This window comes from Rhodopila sp., assembly GCF_965277165.1.
Lineage (GTDB): Bacteria > Pseudomonadota > Alphaproteobacteria > Acetobacterales > Acetobacteraceae > Rhodopila.
This window is the reverse complement of record NZ_CBDICE010000006.1, coordinates 2,709,601-2,733,199: the sequence shown is the minus strand read 5'-3', so window position 1 is coordinate 2,733,199 and position 23,599 is coordinate 2,709,601. Positions and strand designations below refer to the sequence as shown.

The following is a 23,599-nucleotide window of genomic DNA, read 5'->3' as shown; positions in this document are numbered from 1 at the left end:
TGCGACCGTCCGTCCGGATGACACACGATCAGAATTGGTATTTGGTAACCGCCGCCCGCGCAGCGGCATACTCCTCGTCGGTCATTTCCAGGGCCGTCTTGAGCCGCACCGGCTGCGATGCCGGCGCGATAGCTGCACTGGACGATGACACTGGGCCAAATAGCCAGGGCTTGGTTCGCCTGAGATCGTCCATTAACTTCCGCGCACCAACTATTCTATCATCGTTACCTAGTCGGACAGTCGAAAGATCGACCAGCTTTAAGCCATCCAGATCAATCATTCCGGCCCGAACCGCCTCGGTACGCAGGTTTGCCAGAACAAGACGAGATTGAAACTCGCCGCGAAGCTTTGCGACCTCGTCAATCCCTCCCTCGTCCACCTCAACTTCGGATCCAATTCCAGAAAGCACGTCAGCTAAATCATCACTCATTACAATCTCGTGGAATCTCTTCAAGGTTTGTCGATATCAATCCGTCCTCGGTATATTCGAGGTCATAGCAAGCGGCGATTGCTTTCAAAGCGGTCTCGCGACTGATGCAACCCGCTGCAACCAAGGAAGTCAGCGACTGAACGTCCTTTTGGCGCTCATCCGCAGTTGAAGGATACCACCTCGGCCATTTGAGGCTCAGAGACGCACTGGGATCCAAAGGCTCAACCGGAATGCCCAAAACCACAATTGAATACTTCTGCGAAGCCCGCACAATAAGTCGAGCCAATTGCAATAGGCCGGCTTCTCCATAGCTGGCTCGCAGATTGTCGGCCAAACAGATCAGCCCGTGATTCAGCAGTTCCAGCGCCCGGCCGGACTGCGCGGCAGTGATGCGCTCTGGGCTGGCTCGATTGCCGTGGATGCTTTCCAGGGCTAGCTCGCGCAAGGTGCGAACATATTCGATGACTGCAGCCGAGGCCGACCCGCCAATCTCCAGCAGGCGTGCATCGCCCTTCTCCGAAACAACTAGCGCGTTCCCCGCACCCCTGACTAAGTCACCATCCAAAAGGCTGGGGTCCTTCAGCAGTAGAGTGGGGTCGCTGCTATACTTCAGCCCACGGCCTACTTGGCTGAGCTGATAGTCGATTTCCACCTGAGAATGCATCGCGGCTGCGAACGTACAAGCGCCGTCGTTGCTGTCACCGGTTGTTGGTAAGCCCGGCAGGTTTCTGATCCAAATGATCGGCACTACCCCCAGTCTGTGAGACACCGACCGGATGGTATCAATGATCGGTGGGACTGCTTTTCCAACCGGGGCGGGTTCGAACCAGGTCTCGCTTTCACTGTTCCAACTCCGGGCGAACCAATACTGACTGTCTGGATCGTCGATTGAATACCCGTTCCGTACAAGGTCCGATCCGGAGACCTTATAACGCTCGTCAACTCGGGCGAGCGTGTCAGGCGCGGATGGATCCCAGATGGGCGTCAAATACATGGTGTCCAGGACGTCAACAAAGACCCGTCCTTTCAGCACGCGTAGCAGCAACGCCACGGATCCGGTTGCACCTCTCATCGCAGCCTGAGTCATCGTGAGGTTCAGCCGGATCTCTTTGGCGATATCGGCAAAAACCCTTCGCACGGATGCATCATTGCTGTCTATTGTCGGAAAGTGGCCTTCACTAAATAATAGCGACACGCTGTCTTCCACGACAATGCGGCACAAAGGATACCGCACGCTGGGGCGCCGCTGACGCAATGGAATGTACTCGCCTGCTTCACTTCTCTCCTGATGAAAGTGGAACGGTAATACATCATAAAGCGTTCCATCAAGAACGCGGTTCAACACCGTTAATCTGCCGACACGGTCAGGATAGTCACTGTCGCGCGGGACCAGATCGCATAGCGTATCAAACATGAGGTTCCAAACAAAAAAACTCAGCGGCTAAGTAGCGACACAGCAGTTGAATTCAGTAGACGAGGGCGGGCAGTCAATGTTGTAAACGCACGCACCAAGGCATCGACTTGATCGTCTTTCTTTCCCCAGGGAAAATTCCGCATCTCATCAATAAGCGTCCGGGTCCAGTCGCCACCAATAACGGAGACATTGCCGCCCTCAACCTGCGACGCAAGCGGCATCGCCCGCGTTGCCTTTGAACCAGTTTCGCGCGAGGAAACCACATGAAAGCCGGCTAGCTGTCTCGTCAGATACGACATCTGACTTTTTCCGGCCTGACCCGGGTCTTCCGGTATTGCAACGATAACCTTGGCGCCATCCTTCCGAGCTGTAGCCAAAATTAATTCTTCAATCTGATGTGGGCTTCCACGCATTCGGGCCACATCCAGAATTAGATACCGACCAGTCCTATCTCGCGACAACTTGACGCCCACTGTCCAGTCCGGATCGTTCCGTCCCGTAGTCTCCGTGGCCGCGAGATCCCATGCGCGAACCATTGTTTCGGCATCCCGCTCGGATTGCACGACTGCAATACGATCAGTCGAAAACAGCCTGCCGCCTGATGGCAGCGGGGTCTGTTGAAACAACGCCGACCATGCGCGCTCTCCGATCAGCGATCGTTTTCGTCCCAGCGCCTCACTATCCTCCCACTCTGGCCATAGAGCGGCCCCGACCGCGCGACCAAGTGGGTCATCTGCTTCCGCCAGCGCGGGAAGACGCACGACGCGCCATTCTGGTCCGCTTTGGTCCAGCAACTGGCCGGCCAGATCTTCCGGATGCCAGCGAGTCATAATCACGACTACCCTGGCCTTCGGTTTGAGCCGAGTGGTTACATCTGATTTGTACCACTCCCAAACATGGTCACGATGTCGGGCACTCTCGGCATCTGCCTGCGACCTGACTGGATCATCGATTATTACAAGATCGGCTCTACGGCCGGTTATCGCCCCGTGTATGCCAACCGCCAGGTATTCACCCCCCGTGGTTGTCGTCCACATGTCCGCTGCCCGCTGATCTTGGGTTATGCTCAATCCAAGATATTTTTCGTGAGTAGATACAAGGCTGCGGGCGCGCCTGCTGAAGTGCTCAGCAAGGTTAAGCGAGTGCGACGCACTAATGATCGAACTACGTGGATGTTGCGTATACCACCACGCTGGGAAAATGACTGATGCGTAGGTCGATTTGGCGGACCCCGGTGGCATCAGGATCATCAGCCGATCGTTTTGGCCTCTCGATAAACCTTCCAACTCAGACATTAAATAGAGGTGATGCGCAGCCGGCTTATAGCCGGTGTCTTTGAGCGCTTCTTCTGCCCAGGATCGCAGCGAACCCCGAACCCGACCTTTCGCAAATAGTGTTTGTTCGATAGGAGCCCTGTCATTCCGGAAAGTTTGCTACGCAACCGGTATCGGACTGCGCGTCCATCAAGCGGCTACTTGGATCGAGAAATCCGACCGTCGCCGCGTAACCCCGATCATAGGGATTACCTTACACCATTTTGGGGCGTTTGGTCAAGCCTTTTTTCCTATCAGGTCAAAAAATGAGCGGGCCTGAAGCTATCCCGCGGACGTATCTGCTTGTCAGACCCGCGTAACGCGCTCTACCCACTGAATATGGATCTGCCGCCACCACCAACCGCCGAATTCAGCATGCACATTCTTGCCACCGACGGCGACGCCCGCGTTGGCGTTCTGCACACCGCTCACGGGCCGCTTGAAACCCCAGCTTTCATGGCGGTGGCCACGGCGGGCACGGTTAAAGCCATGACCGCCGACGCGGTTCGAACAACCGGGTGTCAATGCGTTCTCGGCAACACCTATCATCTGATGTTGCGGCCCGGCGCCGACAGAATAGTGACGCAAGGAGGGCTTCACCGCTTCATGAATTGGCCAGGCCCGATCCTGACTGATTCGGGAGGCTTTCAGATCATGTCGCTCGCCGTGATAAGGAAAATCGACCCCGATGGGGTTACGTTCCGATCCTTTATCGACGGTAGCATCCATCGTTTGACCCCGGCAAGCTGCATAGAGTTGCAAAACAAGTTCGATTCCACGATCACAATGGTCTTGGATGAATGCACCGCGTTCCCATCAACCTTCAGATCCGCCGAGTTGTCGATGGAGCTGTCGATGCGGTGGGCGGATCTGTCAAAGCAGGCGTACCGACCGCGGACTGGATACGCCTTGTTCGGGATTGTTCAAGGAGGCATTCATGCCGATCTCCGCCTTCGGTCCGTCCGGGCGTTGCGAAGTATAGGCTTCGATGGTTATGCAATCGGTGGATTGGCAGTCGGGGAAGGGCAGGCGGTGATGCTGAAGACATTGGACGTCACAATACCAGATCTTCCTAAGGGAGCTCCTCGCTACCTCATGGGGGTCGGAACACCCGATGACATCCTCAGCGCTGTCGAACGCGGCATTGATATGTTCGATTGCGTGATCCCGACCAGAGCGGGTCGCACCGCACGTGCATATACCACCGCCGGGGTCTACAATCTCCGCAACGCTCGTTTTGCTGACGATCCCGCTCCGCTAGATCTCGCATGCGACTGCCCTGCTTGCACGAGATATAGCCGAGCCTATCTCCACCATTTGTTTCGTGCGAAGGAAATCCTGGGACCCATGCTCCTCACTTGGCACAACTTGACCTTTTATCAGTCATTGATGCGAGGCATCCGCTCTTCGATCATGCTCGGACAATTCATTAGCTATTCCGCTCAATTGCGTGCGGCTTGGGCAGCGCCAAAGACGGTCCGATGACGAACACCTCCCCTTATCGGCACGTCACCCTGCTCGGTCAGCACGCAAAACAACCGATGTCCCCCGAAGACGCCGTTTTGGAGCGTGTCGCCAACCCCGCTACCGGCAAGCATTACATCGTGCGCTTGGTATGCCCGGAGTTCACCTCGCTCTGTCCACTGACCGGCCAGCCGGACTTTGCCCACGTGGTGATTGACTATGTTCCAAACCATTGGCTCGTCGAAAGTAAATCATTCAAACTCCTCCTTGGGTCCTATCGCAACCACGGATGCTTCCATGAGGCCTGCACAATGGAGATTGCCGCTAAACTGGTTGGCCTGATGGACCCGATTTGGCTAAGAATTGGATCCTATTGGTATCCAAGGGGCGGTATCCCCATCGACGTGTTTTGGCAGTCCAATGCACCGCCCGCTGACTTATGGGTGCCGGCACAAGACGTTCCCCCATATCGTGGGCGCGGCTAGGCGACAGTGACCCGCGTCGCTAAGGCCCGCCGAGAAATTATCGAATCGCGGCGGCATTAAGAACGCATGAATAGAATCGCGAATTTGCTGGCTGCGACGCGGTGCCGCACGGCTAGCCTGAACCGGTGATTGATATCGACGACATCCGCGCGCGCCGGCAATTGGCCGCGCCTTTTCTCGACGAGCGTGGACGGCGCTTGTTCGCCGCCAATGAAGCTCTGGCCCAAGGGCTCGGCGGCGTTACCGCAACCGCGCTAGCGTCGGGGCTGGCGCGGAGTGCGATCAACCGTGGCAAGCGCGAGCTTCGGTCTGCGTGCAACGATATCGCTCGGCGGGTGCGCCGTCCGGGCGTCTGGCACCAGCAAATGGAACAAGATCGAAGATCGTCTGTTCGCCTTGATCACCGTGAACTGGCGCGGCAAGCCGCTGCTCAGCCATCAGGCTATTGTTCAACTGATCGGATCGACAACAACCGAAGCTGGCCTCAAGGTCTGCTGCGAGATCGATGGAAATGGATACCCAAAGGTGATCAAAGTCACGGACGAGAAAACGTAGGCGATCAACATCACCCGCGGTGAATTCCATGGCGAACGGAACTACACCATAGCACCCAACCAACAACCGCCTTGAAGCACTCATTATTCCGCAGGCCCTAAACGCAAACCGTCAAGCCAGCTAGCCTTCGTCATGAATTTGCAGGGCTCGGGCGTAAACTGCCTTACGTGGCAATCCGGTCGCCGTGCTCACCAGCGCTGCGGCATCCTTCACCGTCTGCGTCGTCAGAGCGGACCTGAGCCGCCCGTCCAGATCCTCCGGATCGTCTGTCTCAGGGGGGCCGATCAGCAGCGTGATCTCACCGCGAGGCGCATCCCGTGCAAACAAGTCAATGAGACTGCTCACTTTACCGCGTTCGACCGTTTCGAATCGCTTCGTCAATTCACGCGCCACCGCCGCGCTTCGATCGCCGAACACAGCCAACAGATCCCTTAGCGTTTCCAGAAGCCTGTGCGGCGCCTCATGCCAAATGAATGTCGTCGAGAGTCCCGCGCGCTCTGCAACTCGCAAACCACCGAAAGCAGACCGGCGCGCCGCCTGCTTCGGCGGCGGAAACCCGAGAAACATGAAGGGCGACGGAGGCAAACCAGACAAGGTCAGAGCGGTTACCGCAGCGTTTGGCCCCGGAACCGATGTGACCCTCAGGTCGGCTTCTATCGCCGCCCGAACTAATCGGTAGCCTGGATCCGATATCAAAGGTGTCCCCGCGTCGGAAACCAGAACGATCGTCTGGTTTGCCCGCAACCTCTCCAGCACTGAACCAATTTTAGCATCCTCGTTGTGCTCATGCAGGGTTTCAATTCGGCTATGGATCTCCACCGCCGCCAGTAGCCGGCCGGTCCGGCGGGTATCCTCACATAGAACGAGATCGCAGCTATCAAGGATGGATCGCGCTCGCGCCGAGATGTCCCCAAGGTTGCCGATCGGGGTAGAAACAAGCACAAGGCCATTCAGCGGGGCGGGTTGGCCACCCTGCTGACTATCGGGAGGCGCGGCCGATGCGGCAACGGGCATTGTTTCTCCTTATCTTCGCCCTGACTTGCTCCGGATGCGATTTTCAGAATTCCGGGCGATACGGCGGATTCTACCAATCTGGAGCGAACGGTCCAACGCCGCTAGGTCCGAACGGTCAGGCAACGCAGACAGTTGCCATCCTGCTGCCAATGACAGGCTCTCATTCGGATCTAGGCCAGGTTCTCTTGCAAGCCGCGCAGTTGGCGATGGGAACTGATGCCGGTCCGGCGCTCGACGTTCTGGATACCGGGGGCACCCCTGCCGGTGCCGCAAAAGCGATCCAGGCCGCGGTCGCCAAAGGTGACCGCCTCATCCTGGGACCTCTCACCTCCTCCGAAACTGCCTCTGTGGCACCGATCGCCCGCAGCGCAGGGATCCCTGTATTGGCGTTCACCAATGACGCGTCACAGTCTCAGCCTGGGATTTGGCCTTTGGGCATTTCGCCGAATCAGCAAATCCAAAGATTGGTCATCGCCGCTCAGGCACAAGGCAGGACCCAATTTGCCGCCTTGCTTCCGGGCTCAGACTTCGGGCGGGCTATGGCTGCGGCGCTGACCAAGGCAACGGCAGCTACCGGCTTGGCGGCACCAACGATAAAAATGCATCCGCCTGGCATGGCCTCGATAACGGCCTCGGCGCGCGATCTGTCTGACTATGCCGACCGGCGGGGCCCAATCGAGGCGAAAGTCAAGGCCGCACGCGCTCTTGGAACATCCGAAGGTCGGCGGGAAGCCCAGGAAGTCTCAAAAACGCCTATCCCGCCGCCGACATTCGATGTCCTGCTGCTGGCGGATACAGGCGACGCCTTGCAGGAGATCGCCGCGATCTTGCCCTATTACGACATCGATCGTTCGGCGGTCCAAATCATCGGTCCGGCCCTTTGGGCTGATCCGTCCAGTGGTTCCGGTGCAGTTCATGGTGCGTGGTTTGCAGCCCCGGACCGCAGTGCACGCAGCACCCTGGAACAGGACTACACCGCGAAATACGCTTTCCCCCCGCCTCCGTTGGCGGACCTCGCTTATGATGCGGCTTCGGTCGCCAAGGTCATCCTCCGTTCGAGAGGCAACGACAGTGCAATACTTACCCAGCCCGGCGGATTCGTCGGCAGCGATGGCTGGTTCACCTTGTCGCCCGATGGACAGGTTAGGCGCGGATTGGCGGTATACCGAATTGAGCAAGGTGGTCCAGAAATGATCGATCCCGCTCCCCAATCGGCAGCGACGCCTAGTTTATGACCCGATGAAGCCCAGGCTACTCACCTCACCGCACCCTGACGAATCCGACCAACCGTTCAGCCTCGCTGACGATCGGATCGGATATTGCGGCAGCCCGATCCGCACCCTTCTTGAGCAGATCGATAAGTGCCACCCGGTCATTAAGGAACCGGCGGGTCTCAGATGCGATCGGTGACAGGTGTTCCACGATCAGTTCGGTCAACGCCGCCTTGAACGGACCAAAACCCCGACCGCCATGTTCCTTCAGCACCGCGCCAACGTCGCGGTCGGTCATCGCCGCGTAGATCCCAACAAGGTTCCGCGTCTCCGGCCGCTGGGCCAGTTCATCTATCTCGGACGGTAGCGGCAGCGGATCCGTTTTCGCGCGCCGGATCTTCAAGGCGATAGCCTCAGGATCGTCATTCAGGTTGATCCGGCTCTGATCCGAAGCATCTGACTTCGACATTTTCTTCGTGCCATCCCGCAGACTCATGACGCGGGCGGCAGGTCCCAGGATCAGGGGTTGAACGGTAGGAAAAAACTCAACCCCGTAATCATGATTGAATTTCTGTGCAATATCGTTGGCAAGCTCAAGATGTTGCCTTTGATCATCTCCCACCGGCACTCGGGTAGCATGATAGGCGTGGATATCGGCGGCCATCAGATTTGGATATACATACAAGCCGCAGGAGGCGTTCTCGCGATCCTTTCCCGCTTTGTCCTTGAACTGCGTCATGCGGTTGAGCCAGCCAAGTCGGGCGACACAATTAAATATCCACGCAAGTTGCACGTGGGCCCTCACACTCGATTGCAAAAACAGAATGTGTCGCATCGGATCAACACCGCACGCCAGCAGAACAGCGGCCATCTCCAGCGACTGTTCCAGCAGAGCCGACGGATCCTGCCAGGCGGTAATGGCATGCAGATCCACCACGCACCAAAGGCAGTCGTGATCGTCTTGAAGCCTCACCCAGTTTCGAATCGCACCAAGATAATTCCCCAAAGTGGGGATGCCGGACGGCTGAATACCCGAAAAGATACGCTCCATGCGATTCAAGTCTCTGTCGTTGGGGCTGAACTGATGGCTGATCCGCTTCCTCGAGGCAAGCGACGACGCGATATCATGCGAACAACATCCCGGAGATCGTACGCGCCGAGTAAGGCAGCCGCAATCCCGTAAGTTAGCATGCCGGCTCCTACAAGGCTGCCGAGCGAGCCAAGGCGAAGCCATCCATGAGACGGCGCCTGAAACAACCAATCCCGCAGCCCCCAGAGCACCAGAGCCATGGCTGTCGATGCCCCGATCATCCCGCGGAACCGGCGACGGAGTTGATAGTCAGATGCAAAATGTCCACGCCGCCTCAGCACGAAGGCAAGGCCAACAGCATTGCAAATTGCGGCCAGGCTTGTAGCCAGCGCCGGCCCGATATGGCCAAGCGGCACCATGAAAGCGAGGTTCAAGACAAGATTCAGAGCTACGCTGGCGACCCCGATTTTGACCGGCATGCCGGTATCGCCGCGCGCGAAAAATGCCGGTGCAAGGACCTTTACCAGGACGAACGCGGGCAGCCCGACTGCATAGGCGGCCAGCGATTGCGATGACAGCCGCACACTTTCCAGGTCGAACGCTCCCCGACCGAACAGGACGAGCATGATGGGTTGCGCACACACCAACAACGCCAACGCCGCCGGCAGGGTGAGAAAAAGTCCATATTCGATCGCCCGGTTCAGAGTGCTGATGGCGGAAGCAGCCTCGCCCGCTCGGACCTGCCGGGAAAGCAGCGGCAGAAGCGCGGTTCCAACCGCTGTGCCGATAACGCCCAAAGGCAGTTGTTGCACCCGGTCGGCGAAATACAGCACTGACACCGTGCCAGGGGGTAGCAAGCTGGCAATGATAACATCGACTGTCAGATTAAGCTGGGTCACTCCAGCACCAACAAGCCCCGGCGCCATTCGCCGCATCAGCAGACGCATCTGCGGCGTCATCTTGGGGCGGGGGATCCTAAGCGCCATTCCGCCACGCCGAACAGCCATCATCAGCAGGCCTAGTTGGACGATGCCCGAAATCGTGACACCCCAAGATAAAGCATGGCCAACCGTGGGAACGTATGGCGTCATCCAAATCATACAAGCTATAGAAACGATATTGAACAGCACATAGGATGCGGAAGCCGCGGTAAATTTCTCCATTCCGTTCAGAACACCCGAAACCAAAGCCGCAAGGCAGATTAGGACCAGATACGGAAACGTAATCCTGGAAAGTGTGATTGCCAGGGCGAATTTGGCAGGGTCATCTGCGAACCCGGGCGCCAGAACGTGCATCAGTTCCGGCATGAAAATCTCACCCACGATCGTCATGATCCCAAGCCAGAATGCCATCACCGCGAAGGCCTCTTGGGCAAACTGCTTCGCCGCGCCGACGCCCTCGGTATGCAGTAACCCAGAGAAGGCTGGGATAAAAGCGGCGTTGAAAGCGCCCTCGCCGAAAAGGCGGCGGAATAGGTTGGGCAGCTTCAGCGCAACAAAAAAGGCGTCCGCTATCGGCCCGGTTCCGACCAGCGCTGCGATCAGCATGTCCCGGGCGAAACCTAAGACACGGCTGATGAGTGTCCACCCGCCGACAGTCAGGATGCCCCTCAGCATTTCGGGCCATGTCCGCCCAACTGGCCCTTACTCATCCCGTTGCGGACGCGAAAGAAGCTGAGTGATGACTTGATCAACCGTTTTGACCCCGGCAAGAAGATCGGCCACGGCACGGCATATCGGCAGCTCGACATCGGATGCACGGGCAACCAGTGCCGCGGCGGTCATGACGCCCTCGGTTACCCCGGAACGGCTCTCCAGTATCTTCGATAGACTTTGGCCCTCCCCCAGCGCGTAGCCCATACTGAAATTCCGACTGGCGGCCCCGGTGCAGGTCAACAACAGGTCTCCCAGTCCAGACAAGCCCATGACCGTCTCGGGCCGCCCCCCCAATGCAATCGCCAGACGACGTATTTCACCTAGGCCACGCGTCACTAGGGCCGCGCGCGCGTTTTCGCCGAGGCCGGCTCCCATCACAGTGCCAGCGGCAATTGCGATGACATTCTTCGCGGCGCCACCAAGTTGGGCGCCGATCGGATCATCATTGCCGTACAACCTGAACGTGCCACTGCCCAACATAGCCTGAACCCTCGCGCGGAGGACGGCGTCCGCACTCGCTACCACCGCGGCGGCAGGTAAGCCGCTAGCTATCTCATGCGCGAAGTTGGGTCCGGTTAAGACAGCGAGCGAACGGCCCGGGACCACCTGTTCTACTACTTCCAGCGGAAAGAGGCGCGTCCCGGCTTCGACGCCTTTCGCACACACAACGAGGGCTCCGCTTGCGGGTGTCAGCCGTAAAAGCGAAGACCGGAGATACTGCGTCGGCACGGCCCAAAACGAAAGTTCCGCGTCGACCCGGATATCGTGACCCACTTCAAGCTCAGTCGGAAGCCGATGCCCCGGCAATCGCTTGCTCGCACGCATTTCCACGATTGCAGCGGCCTTACCCGCATCCCGGGCCACCAAGGTGACATCATGGCCCACTCGGCTTGCCTGCAATGCCAGCGCGGTCCCCCATGCACCGGCACCTATAATCGCTACCTTACTCATCGGCCAATCGGGCCACGGACACCGCTCGCCCGTTCTCGTCATCTCCGATCCCCTCGAGTATGGCCATGGCAATCGAGAGCGCCTGATCCTCGAACTGGTAAGGTGGATTGATCACTACGAGGCCGCATCCATTGAGCCGACCAGGATTCGTCGGTTCCCGAAGATACAACTCCACCGTGACTATGTCGCGAATACCCAATGATGCCAGTTCTGCATGGAAATGCCGAACCGGGGCCATGTGCTTGATTGGGTACCAGGCGGCAGACATCGCATGACCAAATCGGTCATGCCCGCACCGGAATCCATCGACGAGCGTAGAAAACTCACCGGTGGCCTCGAACGGTGGATCAATGAACAACAGTCCCCGCTTTTCTCGCGGTGGCAACAGCGCATTCAGGGCCTCCCAGCCGGACCGCTCGTGAACCTCCACCCGAGGATCTTGCCGGAATACTCGCCGCAGCTTTGCCGCATCATCCTGTTGCAATTCGCAGCAAACCAATCGGTCCCCATGCCGCAAGACCGCCCCAGTCAAAACCGGAGACCCTGGATACAGACCAAGCTGTCGCACCAGTCCAAGGTACCTTTCCAAATTCGCCGAAGGTCTTTGCAGTAACCTAAGGATCCCGCTGTTCGCCTCAGCCGTGCGTCGCGCAGCTTCAGCGTCGAGGTCATATCGCCCCGCCCCCGCATGCGTATCTAGCACAAAGAAAGGCTTCGGCTTCCGAGCAAGTGAATCGAGCAACAGGACCAACAGCGCGTGCTTGAAGCAGTCGGCGAAATTGCCGGCGTGATAAGCATGGCGGTAGTTCATCCAAGGACAGCTTCGAGAGTATCGAGCGGCCACCGCGGACGAGCACTCTGCTCCAGGCTATCGCTCCAGCCAAGCCGCAACCGCTCGACACCGGCCCAAGCCACCATGACCGCATTGTCAGTGCACAGTCTGATCGGCGGAGCCACGAGATGAAATCCATGAGATGCAGCGGCAACGAATAAGCCAGCCCTTACCGCGGCGTTCGACGCCACGCCCCCAGCGACAACAAGCATATCGGCGTCCGGGAACCCTCCGCGCATCAAGTCCATCGCGTGCGCGGCCCGATCGCAAAGCACATCGACGACAGCCTGCTGGAAACTCGCGGCGATATCCGCACGCGCGCCACGTTCAAGGTTCAACCCGGCTCGTAGCACCGTCTGTGCAACCGCCGTCTTCAGACCGGAGAAACTGAAATCGCAACCTGGTCTCCGCATCATCGGTCGAGGAAACACATGGCTGGCAGGATTACCTTCGGCCGCAAGCTTCTCGAGTGCCGGGCCACCGGGCCACTCGAGACCTAATAATTTGGCGACTTTATCGAAAGCCTCGCCGACCGCGTCGTCCACGGTGCCACCCAACCGCACATGTTGCCCAATTCCTGCTACTGCGATGCACTGCGAGTGGCCGCCGGATAGCAGAAGTAATAGATACGGGAATGCCGCCTCGTTCTTCACCACGCCACGCAAACGGGGCGTCAGGGCGTGCGCCTCCAGGTGATTCACGCCGACGAAGGGAAGCCGGTTAGCTAAGGCAACGCCCTTGCCGAATTGGGATCCGACCACCAAGCCTCCAATCAACCCCGGGCCCAATGTAGCCGCGACTCCGCCGAGATCCGGGAAGCCGATGCCAGACTGCTCCATAACCGACCGAACCTGCTCGGCGAGGTACCTCAAATGAGTTCTGGCGGCGATTTCGGGCACCACCCCGCCAAACGGCGCGTGCTCAGAAAGCTGGCTCAAAACTGATTCGGCCAGAATACGACCCTTGCCATCAACCACGGCGGCCGCTGTCTCATCGCACGAGGTCTCGATCCCAAGTACTGGCTTCATCGTACCTTTCCAGCCGATGTCCAGGCACTCGGCAACCCGTCTTTCTTGCCGATAGCCCCGAGTCGAGCACCAGGATATCGACCTGATCAGCCGCGCGACACATCATTGATCGGAACCTCTTTGACAAGGGCCGCCATTTGAAGCGCATTTTGATCACAAGACCGGAGCCGGGTGCTACTCAAACTGCTGCTCGGTTGACCAAGATCGGCTTCCAGCCGGTCATCGCGCCGATGCTGACAATCAACAGCAGGCAAATTCGTGCCCCTGATTACGTCGCAGCGACCTTGCTGACCAGCCGAAATTCCGTTGCGGCTTGTCCACCGTCCTTACACGGCAGCCCGGTCTTCGCAGTCGGTGCCGCAACCGCGAACCTGGCGTCAAAAGCCGGCTTTCGCCACGTATTCAGTGCCGACGGCGATGCCGGGGTGCTCTGCAAACTGGTCGCGGATAAGCTATCCCCGGAACACGGTAGTCTCTTCTTGCCGACTGGGCAGGGACAAGGGATTGATTTCGCAGCCTCCCTTCGACAACGCGGCTTCCGCGTCGTCCGTCGGGTGGCCTATCGGGCGGACGGTGTGCCCGTCTTGCCAGCAGCCGCCGCTATGTCCTTGCGGCATGGCGAATTGGCGGCCGCTCTGTTCTTCTCCGGCGAAACCTCGCGCCATTTCGCGCGCCTCGTCCAAGCCGCCGAACTAGCCGAAGCCGTTCGCGGTATCGAAGCGGTGTCTATCAGCGAACGGGCTGCCATGCCATTAAGGGTCCTTCGATGGCGGCGCATTCGCGTCGCCGAAAAGCCGAACCAGGACGCAATGCTGGTGTTGTTGAATGACTGAACAAACCCTCCTCCCACCGCCGGACGAAGCACCCGAACCCTTTGCCCAGGCGCCAAAGAACCCACAACGAAATCTCGTTCCCTGGCTGTATGGCCTGGGGTTCCTCGTGCTTGCTGCCGCTATATTCTACCTCTGGCAATACCCTAGCATGCCGAACGAGCCCGTGCCCGATGTTTCAGCCATCCAGGCCGCCCAGCAGCAGATCGCCGCTATAGATGCGCGGCTGACCCGATTGGAGCAGCGCCCGCCCCCTGATCTCGGAAAAATCACCGCGCGTGTGGACGCGATCGATGGGCGTGTCGTCGATCAGACCCACCTCGCTAGCCAAGTCGATACCTTGTCCGGTCGGATCCAATCCCTATCGAGCCGCGATCAGACCGCGCTCGATGGGACCAGACAGCAACTTCAGACCCTGGCCAGCCGGGTCGCAGCCGTCGCATCAGATGCTGGCGATCTTGACGCTGTTACCAAACGCCTCGACCTGCTCGCCCGTGTCCAGCAGGCATCCATCGCACTCGCTGAAGGTCAGCCGCTCGGCGACCTTCCGAATGCGCCCGAACCGCTCTCCCGTTTCGCTCATGCCGCTCCGCCCACCGAGGCGCAACTTCGCCTCCTCTTTCCGCGCGACGAACAGGCCGCACTCGCCGCGAAGCAGCCGGAGGTTAGCAGTGCACCCTTCGTCAGCCGTGTCTGGGATCGAGCACAAGGTCTGATAACCATTCGAAGGGGCGACAACGTTGTTGTCGGTGACCCTTCGGCAACGATCCTCAATCATGCCCGGGCCGCCCTTGACGCCGGCGACATCGCCGGCGCGGCAACTTTCGTCGAATCGTTGAGAGGACCACCCGCTCAGGCCATGGCAGACTGGCTTAAGAACGCAAGGGCTTTGCTGGATGCACGATCCGCATTAGCTGCCATGGCCGATAAAGCCTGATGCTGAAGGTTATCCTTTTCCTTATCGTCGGCTGTGTCATCGCCGTGGTGGCATGGCTGCTTGCTGGAATCCCTGGAAATATCGCCGTCTCGATCGGCGCATACACGATCGAGACGTCGGCTCCGTTCGCGATTGTGATGTTGGTCGCGATGGTGATCCTGATTTTGCTCGTGTTGCGCATTCTGCGCGGCCTGCGTGGTATCCCCAAAGCTGGCGCCGGCTGGAATCGCCGCCGTCGCCGGTCTTCAGGACAAACGGCTATCACCCGGGTGCTCGTCGCCCTGGCGGCAGGTGAGCAGGGTGCGGCTCGCAAACAGGCCCACCGTGCTCGCCATCTTCTTGGCGAGTCGCCACAAACTCTGTTGCTGGTGGCCGAGGCCGGACGGTTGGCCGGCCGAGAGGATGAGGCAGAGGAGGCCTACCGTGCCCTCGCAAAGCACAAGGATGCCAAATTTCTCGGACTTCGAGGGCTGCTGCGCCAGGCGGTCGATCGCCGCGATTGGACCGAGGCTCTAGTTATCGCTAATCAGGCTGAAGCGGCCCATCCCGGCACGCTATGGCTGCGTCAGCAACGCGCCGAACTGGCTCTGCAGACCGAGAACTGGGCCGAGGCAATCGAACTCGTCGGCAGCGATCCTCGGCGGCCAACTTACTATGTTGCGGCGGCGGACGCCGAACCCGATCCTCATCGCGCCCTTAGCTTCGCGAAACAGGCTTGGAAACAGGATCCTGCATTTGCGCCCGCCGTGCTTGCCTATGCCAGCCGGCTCCGCTCAGTTGGCCATGAAAGGCGGGCCCAGTCTTGTATCGCGGAGGCATGGAAACATGTACCGCATCCCGATCTTGCGAGTTTCGCGCTCGCCCTGGAACCGGATAAACTGACGCGGGCCCAAGCAGCGAAGCGCCTTGCTGCTCGCAATCCGGACAATCTTGAGAGCCAGTTGCTTCTGGCCAGGGTCGCCCTTGACGCTGGATTGACCGGCGAAGCTCGTCACCAGGTTGAGGTAGCGGAAACTGAGGGACCACCCCAGCGTCGCCTTTGTCTGCTGCTTGCCGAGATCGAGGAACAGGAACGCGGCGATACTGAGGCCGGGCGCCTCGCGCAGCGCGATGCTCTTCGCCGCGCCGCAACCGCCGAGCCCGACCCGCACTGGCAGTGCACCAAATGCCACGCGGATCATACTACTTGGCACCCCAAGTGCGGCACTTGCGGAAACATCGGCACCCTTCAATGGCTTAGCACCGCCCGGACCTCCGGGCTGCCAATTGTCGTTGCCTGATCTCCTGAGCCGGTGTTTTTTGGTCAGTGTTGAGCAAAGAGACGTGTCGGGCGGATACGCCTGTCTCCGCTGGCGGCGACCCTGGGTCCGCAGGGCACCACCTTGATATAGGGCGCTGGATCAACTGAACGCCCGTTGACGATCATACCGAAATACAGGTGCCGACCGTAGCTGAGGCCAGTACGCCCGACCGTCGCGATTCGTTCCCCGCCATAAATCTCCTCCCGACCCTCGGCTAGCACCGGTGCAATCAATCCGAGATGGCTGTATATCCCGATAAACCCATCGTGCTGGATCAGAACCTCAAGCCCGCCAACTCCGCGCCGCTGCACGCGGATCACCGTGCCCGCCGCAACTGCAAGCACCGGACTTCCGATCGGAGCCGGCAGGTCAATTCCATTGTGGAATGTTCCCGCGAGCGGTCTGTTTGGCAGTATCCGAGGTCCGAATGGAGACGACACACACGCCGGTTCAACTGGCGGTAGCATTGCGGTCTTTCCGGGCACAGGATACCCCCTGCCATAGGACGCGCCGGGCGTCAGTCCTATTGCCAGGATAAAACCCAGCCCGAATGCCCGCCGCAGCAGGATACAACCCATTTTCGTGATCAAACTGCAACGCCCTTCAACCGTCCACACAACCGAAGCGTAACGAAACGCCGCTGTCCAATCAGCTTCATGTGCGGCCGATCTCTGACAGGCCAGCCTCTATTTGGATTGAAGCGGATGAACCCCGCCTCGGATATCTCGCACCGACCCATCAGCCTGGCGATATTCCGGGCCGATTGGTATCTTCCCGTAACCTCCGGGTATGTCCAAGACGTACGTCGGCCATGCCAATCCCGTCACCCTTCCGCGCAGGCGTTCCAAAAGGCCGCGGCCTTCCTCTGTGGGGACGTGAAACCGGGCAGTGCCGGGCGCCGCGTCCAATTGGTGCAAGTAATATGGCTTCACCCTTTGGGCGATCATCGCCCGGAACAAATCCTCCAGGGCGTCGGAGCTATCATTTATACCACGCAACAGAACGGATTGCCCCAGCAACGGAACCCCGTGTTGCCGGATCCGGCGCAGCGCTTGACCGGCGGCGGCCGTGAACTCCCGTGCATGATTGGCGTGCACCACAACCCAAAGTGATCGATCTGTCTCAATCGCCTTGACCGCATCGTCTGTCAGACGTTCCGGGCTAGCTATCGGCACGCGAGTATGAATCCGGATCGTCTGAATATGCGGCATCTCCGAAAGCGCCTCGACGATCCCACGCAGTCGGCGTGGCGATAGCATGAACGGATCACCGCCCGTCAGAATAATCTCGGTCACCTCCGGATGAGCTGCTAGCCATTCATAAGCCGTCCGCAACTCGGCATCGGTCAAAACACCGCCATCGGGACCGACATGCTCCCGCCGGAAGCAAAATCGGCAATACACCGGACAAATCAGCAGCGGCTTCAGCAAGGCACGGTCGGGGTAGCGGTGCACGATGCCCTTGACCGGCGACAGCGCCGCGTCGCCGATCGGATCCGGCCTTTCGTGTGCAGCCGTCACCAATTCCGCCGCATCGGGAATGAACTGCCGCCCGATGGGATCGTCCGGTTTACCTATCAACGCCTGCATCGCCGGCGAAATGGCGACTGCGTAACGAGCCTCTGTCGCCTCGATCCCGGCAAATGCCGCCGGAGATATCAAGCCCGCCGCAAGCAATGCCTCCGAATCTCGCAACGTCGAGGGAGCTAGCGGAGTTGGTTTGCCACACCCCCGACGCTCGGCGTCGTCTCCGAACGAAACCCCTCGTCCTGCCATGTCGTCGTCAATCATTCCGCACTTGCTCCGTCGGCCTTGCGATTCACTCGGAAAATGCTCTTCCCACAGCCACTTGCATCCCGGAACTCACCACCCGTCTGTCCCGGGTCTCCTCTGTCCCGGGTCTCCATATAACGAACCCTGGCCACGTCCTTGCTCGTGCGCCCGACCTCGCCTACGGTCCGCCCGTCCGAGCACCCGAGGAGACCAAGCATGGTCGAAATCCCGAACCGCCCGGAATACCAGAGTGAACTGTTCAAAAAAGGCCTGGCCGTCCGCCGCGACGTTCTGGGCGGCGAATATGTGGATGCCTCTCTGGCACGCGCCAACGACTTTAACGCGGCCTTCCAACAAATGACCACTGAGATCGCATGGGGCATGTGCTGGACCCGCCCGGGCCTCGATCGGAAGACCCGCAGTATGATCAACCTGACGATGCTGTCCGCGCTGAACCGAGGCTCCGAACTGCACCTGCATCTGAAGGCCGCGTTGACCAACGGCGTCAGCCGCGATGAGATCAAGGAAATCCTGATGCAGGTGGGTGCCTACTGCGGCATTCCCGCCTGTCTCGAGGCCTTCAAGATTGCCACGGAGGTGTTCAAGGAGGTCGACGGCGGGAAGGCATGATCGAGATGGCAACGACAGTCGGCTTCGTCGGCGTCGGCAATATGGGCTGGCCGATGGCCGCCTGCCTAGTGAAGGCCGGCTTCGCGGTCAACGTCAACGACTCCCGCCGCGAAATCGCCGACAACTTCGTCCAACAGGTCGGCGGATTTGCCCCCGACAGCCTCCGGCAACTGACCGAAGGCTCGGACATCGTCGTGACGATGCTTCCGACCAGCGCCATTGTTGAACGCGTCCTGACGGCAGGCGACGACAACCTTTTGGCCGGAATGAAGCCCGGTTCCGTCATCATCGAAATGAGCTCGGGAGTGCCGTCCATCACCCAACGTCTGGCGGAGCAAGTGGCGGCCCTTGGTGGTACGTTGATCGACGCTCCGGTTTCAGGTGGCGTGCCGCGGGCGAAGACAGGGCAACTCGCCATCATGGCGGGCGGAGATGATGCGACGATCGAAAAGGTGATGCCGCTACTGTCGGCGATGGGAGCATCGGTGCTGAAGACCGGCGCGGTCGGGTCCGGTCAGGCAATGAAGGCGCTGAATAACATGGTCAGCACCGGCGGTTTCCTGATCGGGATCGAGGCGTTGCTGATCGGCCAGCGCTTCGGTCTGAATCCGGGTGTCATGACCGACGTCCTGAATGCTGCTACCGGAATGAACAACTCCACGCAAAAAAAGTTCAAGCAGTTCGTGCTGTCGCGAAAGTTCGATGCGGGTTTCACCCTCGGTCTGTTGGCCAAGGACTTATCCATCGCCATGCAGGTTGGCCGCGAGACAGCCACCGCCGCTCCGATGTCAGCGCTCGTGAACGAGCTAATCGTTTCGGCACAGGCTAAATTTGGGCCGGGGGCCGATCACACCGAGATGGCGAAACTATGCGAACTGCTGGCAGGCTCTGAACTGGATCCCAGTTGAGTGCGTCTGCTGGTAGGCGCTCTGCTCGTTGTGACAATGGTTCCCTCGGGCGTTGGCGCGTCGGATCCCTCTGCGTTGTGGAAAATCGTCAATGGCCAGTGCGTGCCGCACGAAGTGTCCGAGCACAATCCGTTTCCCTGTGCTGAGATCGACCTGAAGGGTGGCGTCGCCAGGGGCTACGGCGTCCTGAAGGACATCAACGGCGTCGCCCAGTTCTTGCTGATCCCCACAGCAAGAATCGGCGGCATCGAGGATCCCGCGATCCTGGCGCCGGGCGCGACCAACTACTGGGAGGCTGCTTGGAAGGCACGCAGCTTCGTGGACCAGCGCCTGCACACCTCGCTGCCATGGGACGCGGTCTCGCTGGCAATAAATTCCCTGCTTGCCCGAACTCAAAATCAATTGCATATCCATATCGACTGTATCCGTCCCGATGTGGTTAGCGCCCTTGCCGCTAACCTTGAAAGCGTCGCCGGCGAATGGGCTCCATTTCCGGTGCCGCTTGCCGGACACAACTACCGATCCATTCGGATCAACCAGGAAAACCTCCACGACGTTGAACCGTTCCGCCTGCTTGCGGATCACATTTTACCATCCCAGCGAAACCTCGGGCTGCACACCCTAGTGCTGGTCGGAGCGAATTTTGCCGACGGGCGCGAAGGCTTCGTTCTGCTCGATGATTATGCCGACCTTGCGGCGGGCGATCGTGCGTCCGGGGAACAATTGCAGGACCACAGTTGTGCCATTGCGCTGAAGTAGCGCATGAGCTTTTCTGCTTGTCGGTCAACCCAATCCGCAAAGCCGGCATCATGCCGGTCGTTATGGTCAGCGACGAAGTCAAGCCGCACGATCCGATCGGGGCCTCATGCCACCGCCGACCCATCCCAATCTGAAAAATCTTGACCCGATATTGGAGTGCGCCCCTGCGGGTGGACAGAATCAAGCCAGCATTTTGACCGTCTGGCGGGTGTGTTGATCCTCAAACTGGGCCGGGCTGAGATAGCCAAGCGCTGAATGCAGTCGTTTGGTGTTGTAGACCTCGTCGATGAAGCGTGGAAGACCGGCGGTAACATCCTCGAAGGTTTCATAGGCTGCCAAGTAAACCGCCTCGACCTTCAAGGTTTTCATGAAGCTCTCGGCTTTGGCATTATCATAGGGATTGCCGCGTCGGCTCATCGAACCTTTTAGGCCGTACTCGGCAATCAAAGTGCGATAGGCGTCCGACGCGTATTGCGCCCCCCGATCGGAATGGTGAATACAATCCTTGGGCGGCTGACGCAGGCGGATGGCGGCCTTGAAGGCGGCGATCGCAATCCGGGCATCCATCGATCGGCTGATGGCGTAGCCGATCACTTTGCGCGACCAGGCGTCCAGGATGGCGGCGAGATAGACGAAGCCACCCGGGATCGCCACATAGGTCAGGTCCGCGATCCAGAGCTGATTGGAGCGCTCGACCACCAGGCCCTTGGTCAGGTTCTTGAAGATCGGGCTGGCATGGTTGCTGTCGGTGGTGACGACATGCCGTCGGCGGCGCTTCGGTTGCAGATCATGCTCGCGCATCAGGCGGCGGATCTTCTTGCTATTCACCACCATACCCTGGTGGCGGAGGGCCGCACTCACCCGTCGGTACCCGTAGCACTCAAATTCGTCACAGATCTTGCTGATCCGTTGGACGAGATCGTCCTGAGACGCCGCGATGGGCGGTGCGTCGTAGAACGTCGAGCGCGCCAGCCCCATCAGTTCGCACCCCCGGCGGGCGGTGATGCCACGGGGCCGGTGACGACGGAGGTATTCGCGCTTTTCGGCCGGGGTGCCTGCTTGAGAGCCCCCTTTAGCATCTCGATCTCCAGCGCCTGGCGACCGACCATCCGCTCCAGAGCTGCGATCTTGGCTTCGTATTCCTGAAGCAGGTCAGCCGCCTGGACATCATCATCCAACGCCCCGGCTTCAAACTTGCCAACCCAGATCCGGATCAGCTGGCGCGAGATGTCGTGGCGCTTGGACAGCGCATGCAGCGCCTCCCCGGCGATGAATTCCTCGGCTACCTGCCGCTTGAACGCCGCACTATGGGAACGATGCTTGGTCATGGCTTCTAGTCTCCAGAAGCCCGATCAGGGGGGTCAAATCTACGAACTCAAACTGTCCACCCGCAGGGGCGCACTCCATATGAGGCAAATCACAGTTTGTTAACGGTTCATCCGGTAGCAGTGCCGCTCGAAGGGGGACCTGCGATGGACATGGAGAGCCTGAAAGCCCTGAGTGACGATTGGTTTCAATGGGAAGAGCTTGGCTTTGCCACGCGCAAAGCCATTCGTGTGCACAAAGCGACTTTGGCAGAGGCCATGGCCTCTGAGGCGAAGGAACTACAGCCCGTCCCAATGCTCAACTGGCCGCCAACCCTCTTTGACGATGTAGTGCCACATCATTGATTGGTTACAATCCGGACCACCCGTCGGCACTGCGCGCTGTAACCCGACCCGCACGGCAATCCTCTCAGGACCCATGAATAACGCACGAGGAGATCATTCATCCCAAGTGAAGCCGTATCCCGCGACGTCACAGACCCGCATCATTAGCGATCACCCCCGTTTGGGTCTGCTGCCGACGGCCATAGTCGATACAAAACACCTTTCCATTTGCCTGCCCGGCAAACACGAGGCTTGACGCTTCACACCGGGCCAATCCACTGGCAACGTGAAGGGAAGGGGGGACATCATGAACTTCGACTTTTCCGATGACCTGAAGCAGCTTCGAGACCAATCCAGGCGGTTTCTGTTCGAGCGCTGTAACTCGGGGGTTGTCCGGCGGTCGCTGGACGCCCAAGAAAGTTATGCCGCCGATCTGTGGCACGAAATTGCCGAGATGGGCTGGATCGGTGCCGCAATTCCGGAAGAATTCGGCGGCGCGGGCTTAGGCTACGAAGGCCTTTGCGTACTCGCCGAGGAGATCGGCCGAGCCGTGGCTCCAATTCCGTTCGGATCGACCGCGTACCTGGCGGCGGAGGCGATCCTGACCGCTGGTTCCGATGCCCAGCGACAGGAATATCTGCCGAAGCTGGCGGACGGCTCGCTGATCGGCTGCCTCGCGCTGTCAGAGGGCAACGGCAATCCGGATCCCACCCAGATCCATGCGCGCGTCGTCGGTGGCCGCTTGACGGGCGCCAAATGGCCCGTTGCGGATGGCGGGATCGCCGGCATTGCCGTGGTGGTGGCCTGTGACGAGCATCGGCAACCCAGCCTGTTCGTGACCGATCTGGCCAGCGTCCGCCGGCGTGACCTTCGCACATTGGATCCGACACGCAACCACGCCCGGCTGGACTTTGACGGCGCCCCAATCCAGCGTTTGGGCTCCGGTGGATGGGGCGCTATTCAGCGGGTCCTCGATCGCGCGGCAATTCTGTTCGCATTCGAACAAGTCGGCGGAGCGGACGCCTGCCTGCAAATGGCGCGTGAGTACGCGCAGGAGCGTTTCGCTTTCGGGCGACCGATCGGATCGTTTCAGGCGATAAAGCACAAGCTGGCGGATATCTACGTGGCCCTCGAACTGGCGCGTTCCAATGCCTACTACGGCGCATGGGCTCTGGAAGCAGACGCCACCGACCTGCCATTGGCCGCGGCAACCGCTCGGGTCTCGGCGATCGAGGCGTTCCATCTGGCATCCAAGGAAAACATCCAGATCCATGGCGGGATCGGCTTCACCTGGGCGGTCGACTGCCATCTGTTCTATCGGCGGTCCAAGCAGCTTGGGCTGGGTATCGGATCGGCACCCTTCTGGAAGAATCGCCTGGTCGATTTGCTTGAAACACGTAATGCGGCCTAACCGACGCTCGCGCTGGGCGG

The 23,599-nt window shown here is 59.5% G+C and carries 24 protein-coding genes and 1 pseudogene; 12 read left to right on the top strand and 13 right to left on the bottom strand.

The window, feature by feature from the left end:
* Positions 1-28: 28 nt before the first annotated feature.
* The 3 genes from ACQY4Y_RS24735 to terL are packed head-to-tail and all read right to left on the bottom strand — an operon-like array spanning position 29 to position 3,085.
* On the bottom strand, positions 29-430 hold the full coding sequence (locus tag ACQY4Y_RS24735; protein ID WP_428493223.1) for a hypothetical protein: 402 nt from the start codon (positions 428-430) through the stop codon (positions 29-31).
* Complete coding sequence (locus tag ACQY4Y_RS24730) at positions 423-1,844, bottom strand: phage portal protein (RefSeq protein WP_428493222.1); 1,422 nt, start codon at positions 1,842-1,844, stop codon at positions 423-425. Before ACQY4Y_RS24730 ends, ACQY4Y_RS24735 begins: the two co-directional genes overlap by 8 nt.
* 20 nt (positions 1,845-1,864) lie before the next feature.
* Entirely contained in the window at positions 1,865-3,085 is a 1,221-nt protein-coding gene (gene terL, locus ACQY4Y_RS24725; RefSeq protein WP_428493712.1) for a phage terminase large subunit, read from the bottom strand.
* Positions 3,086-3,532: 447 nt separating this feature from the next.
* On the opposite strand from terL, the gene tgt reads away from it, so the two are divergent.
* The 3 genes and pseudogenes from tgt to ACQY4Y_RS24710 form a co-directional block, all read left to right on the top strand.
* Positions 3,533-4,642 (top strand): tRNA guanosine(34) transglycosylase Tgt, encoded by a 1,110-nt coding sequence (gene tgt, locus ACQY4Y_RS24720; RefSeq protein WP_428493711.1) that lies wholly within the window; start codon positions 3,533-3,535, stop codon positions 4,640-4,642.
* Complete coding sequence (gene queF, locus ACQY4Y_RS24715) at positions 4,639-5,106, top strand: preQ(1) synthase (RefSeq protein ID WP_428493221.1); 468 nt, start codon at positions 4,639-4,641, stop codon at positions 5,104-5,106. Before tgt ends, queF begins: the two co-directional genes overlap by 4 nt.
* Positions 5,107-5,460: 354 nt before the next feature.
* A pseudogene (locus tag ACQY4Y_RS24710) lies at positions 5,461-5,736 on the top strand (ISAzo13-like element transposase-related protein); the annotation flags it as partial.
* A gap of 45 nt (positions 5,737-5,781) precedes the next feature.
* On the opposite strand, the gene rsmI reads toward ACQY4Y_RS24710, so the two are convergent.
* Positions 5,782-6,675: a 16S rRNA (cytidine(1402)-2'-O)-methyltransferase gene (gene rsmI / locus ACQY4Y_RS24705; RefSeq protein WP_428493220.1), complete on the bottom strand. Its 894-nt coding sequence runs from the start codon at positions 6,673-6,675 to the stop codon at positions 5,782-5,784.
* Here rsmI and ACQY4Y_RS24700 point away from each other — a divergent pair.
* On the top strand, positions 6,660-7,910 hold the full coding sequence (locus ACQY4Y_RS24700; protein ID WP_428493219.1) for a penicillin-binding protein activator: 1,251 nt from the start codon (positions 6,660-6,662) through the stop codon (positions 7,908-7,910). The genes rsmI and ACQY4Y_RS24700 overlap by 16 nt on opposite strands.
* A 25-nt stretch (positions 7,911-7,935) precedes the next feature.
* On the opposite strand, the gene trpS is transcribed toward ACQY4Y_RS24700, so the two are convergent.
* The 5 genes from trpS to tsaD are packed head-to-tail and all read right to left on the bottom strand — an operon-like array spanning position 7,936 to position 13,382.
* On the bottom strand, positions 7,936-8,937 hold the full coding sequence (gene trpS, locus ACQY4Y_RS24695; protein WP_428493710.1) for a tryptophan--tRNA ligase: 1,002 nt from the start codon (positions 8,935-8,937) through the stop codon (positions 7,936-7,938).
* A 5-nt stretch (positions 8,938-8,942) separates the two neighbouring features.
* Positions 8,943-10,532 carry a murein biosynthesis integral membrane protein MurJ gene (murJ, locus tag ACQY4Y_RS24690; protein WP_428493218.1) on the bottom strand — a complete coding sequence of 530 codons (1,590 nt, stop codon included), beginning with the start codon at positions 10,530-10,532 and terminating at the stop codon, positions 8,943-8,945.
* 27 nt (positions 10,533-10,559) lie between these two features.
* A complete protein-coding gene (locus ACQY4Y_RS24685; protein ID WP_428493217.1) occupies positions 10,560-11,522 on the bottom strand; it encodes an NAD(P)H-dependent glycerol-3-phosphate dehydrogenase in 963 nt (320 codons plus the stop codon).
* Positions 11,515-12,333 carry a 23S rRNA (adenine(2030)-N(6))-methyltransferase RlmJ gene (locus ACQY4Y_RS24680; RefSeq protein ID WP_428493216.1) on the bottom strand — a complete coding sequence of 273 codons (819 nt, stop codon included), beginning with the start codon at positions 12,331-12,333 and terminating at the stop codon, positions 11,515-11,517. Before ACQY4Y_RS24680 ends, ACQY4Y_RS24685 begins: the two co-directional genes overlap by 8 nt.
* Entirely contained in the window at positions 12,330-13,382 is a 1,053-nt protein-coding gene (gene tsaD, locus ACQY4Y_RS24675; protein WP_428493215.1) for a tRNA (adenosine(37)-N6)-threonylcarbamoyltransferase complex transferase subunit TsaD, read from the bottom strand. Before tsaD ends, ACQY4Y_RS24680 begins: the two co-directional genes overlap by 4 nt.
* 137 nt (positions 13,383-13,519) lie before the next feature.
* On the opposite strand from tsaD, the gene ACQY4Y_RS24670 reads away from it, so the two are divergent.
* Genes ACQY4Y_RS24670 through ACQY4Y_RS24660 form a run of 3 tightly spaced genes read left to right on the top strand, consistent with a single transcriptional unit; the run spans position 13,520 to position 16,429 of the window.
* On the top strand, positions 13,520-14,215 hold the full coding sequence (locus tag ACQY4Y_RS24670) for a uroporphyrinogen-III synthase (RefSeq protein ID WP_428493214.1): 696 nt from the start codon (positions 13,520-13,522) through the stop codon (positions 14,213-14,215).
* Entirely contained in the window at positions 14,208-15,149 is a 942-nt protein-coding gene (locus ACQY4Y_RS24665; RefSeq protein WP_428493213.1) for a COG4223 family protein, read from the top strand. Before ACQY4Y_RS24670 ends, ACQY4Y_RS24665 begins: the two co-directional genes overlap by 8 nt.
* Positions 15,149-16,429 (top strand): heme biosynthesis HemY N-terminal domain-containing protein, encoded by a 1,281-nt coding sequence (locus ACQY4Y_RS24660; protein WP_428493212.1) that lies wholly within the window; start codon positions 15,149-15,151, stop codon positions 16,427-16,429. Before ACQY4Y_RS24665 ends, ACQY4Y_RS24660 begins: the two co-directional genes overlap by 1 nt.
* Positions 16,430-16,452: 23 nt before the next feature.
* On the opposite strand, the gene ACQY4Y_RS24655 is transcribed toward ACQY4Y_RS24660, so the two are convergent.
* Entirely contained in the window at positions 16,453-16,917 is a 465-nt protein-coding gene (locus tag ACQY4Y_RS24655; RefSeq protein ID WP_428493211.1) for a M23 family metallopeptidase, read from the bottom strand.
* A 219-nt stretch (positions 16,918-17,136) separates the two neighbouring features.
* A complete protein-coding gene (locus ACQY4Y_RS24650) occupies positions 17,137-18,225 on the bottom strand; it encodes a lysine-2,3-aminomutase-like protein (protein WP_428493709.1) in 1,089 nt (362 codons plus the stop codon).
* A gap of 213 nt (positions 18,226-18,438) precedes the next feature.
* On the opposite strand from ACQY4Y_RS24650, the gene ACQY4Y_RS24645 reads away from it, so the two are divergent.
* Genes ACQY4Y_RS24645 through ACQY4Y_RS24635 form a run of 3 tightly spaced genes read left to right on the top strand, consistent with a single transcriptional unit; the run spans position 18,439 to position 20,519 of the window.
* A complete protein-coding gene (locus ACQY4Y_RS24645; protein ID WP_428493210.1) occupies positions 18,439-18,852 on the top strand; it encodes a carboxymuconolactone decarboxylase family protein in 414 nt (137 codons plus the stop codon).
* The gene (locus ACQY4Y_RS24640; RefSeq protein WP_428493209.1) at positions 18,849-19,760 is read left to right on the top strand and encodes an NAD(P)-dependent oxidoreductase; all 912 of its coding nucleotides are present in this window, start codon (positions 18,849-18,851) and stop codon (positions 19,758-19,760) included. Before ACQY4Y_RS24645 ends, ACQY4Y_RS24640 begins: the two co-directional genes overlap by 4 nt.
* Positions 19,761-20,519: a CDP-diacylglycerol diphosphatase gene (locus ACQY4Y_RS24635; RefSeq protein ID WP_428493208.1), complete on the top strand. Its 759-nt coding sequence runs from the start codon at positions 19,761-19,763 to the stop codon at positions 20,517-20,519. It begins immediately after the preceding gene.
* Between the two features lie 180 nt (positions 20,520-20,699).
* Here ACQY4Y_RS24635 and ACQY4Y_RS24630 read toward each other — a convergent pair whose 3' ends face one another.
* Positions 20,700-21,524, bottom strand: coding sequence for an IS3 family transposase (locus ACQY4Y_RS24630; protein WP_428493629.1), 825 nt, complete (start codon positions 21,522-21,524; stop codon positions 20,700-20,702).
* Positions 21,497-21,847 carry a transposase gene (locus tag ACQY4Y_RS24625; protein WP_428489847.1) on the bottom strand — a complete coding sequence of 117 codons (351 nt, stop codon included), beginning with the start codon at positions 21,845-21,847 and terminating at the stop codon, positions 21,497-21,499. Before ACQY4Y_RS24625 ends, ACQY4Y_RS24630 begins: the two co-directional genes overlap by 28 nt.
* 144 nt (positions 21,848-21,991) lie before the next feature.
* Here ACQY4Y_RS24625 and ACQY4Y_RS24620 point away from each other — a divergent pair, with 144 nt between their 5' ends.
* Together ACQY4Y_RS24620 and ACQY4Y_RS24615 are read left to right on the top strand one after the other, a co-directional pair.
* Positions 21,992-22,189: a hypothetical protein gene (locus tag ACQY4Y_RS24620; protein WP_428493207.1), complete on the top strand. Its 198-nt coding sequence runs from the start codon at positions 21,992-21,994 to the stop codon at positions 22,187-22,189.
* A 286-nt stretch (positions 22,190-22,475) separates the two neighbouring features.
* Positions 22,476-23,579, top strand: coding sequence for an acyl-CoA dehydrogenase family protein (locus ACQY4Y_RS24615; protein WP_428493206.1), 1,104 nt, complete (start codon positions 22,476-22,478; stop codon positions 23,577-23,579).
* Positions 23,580-23,599 lie beyond the last annotated feature (20 nt).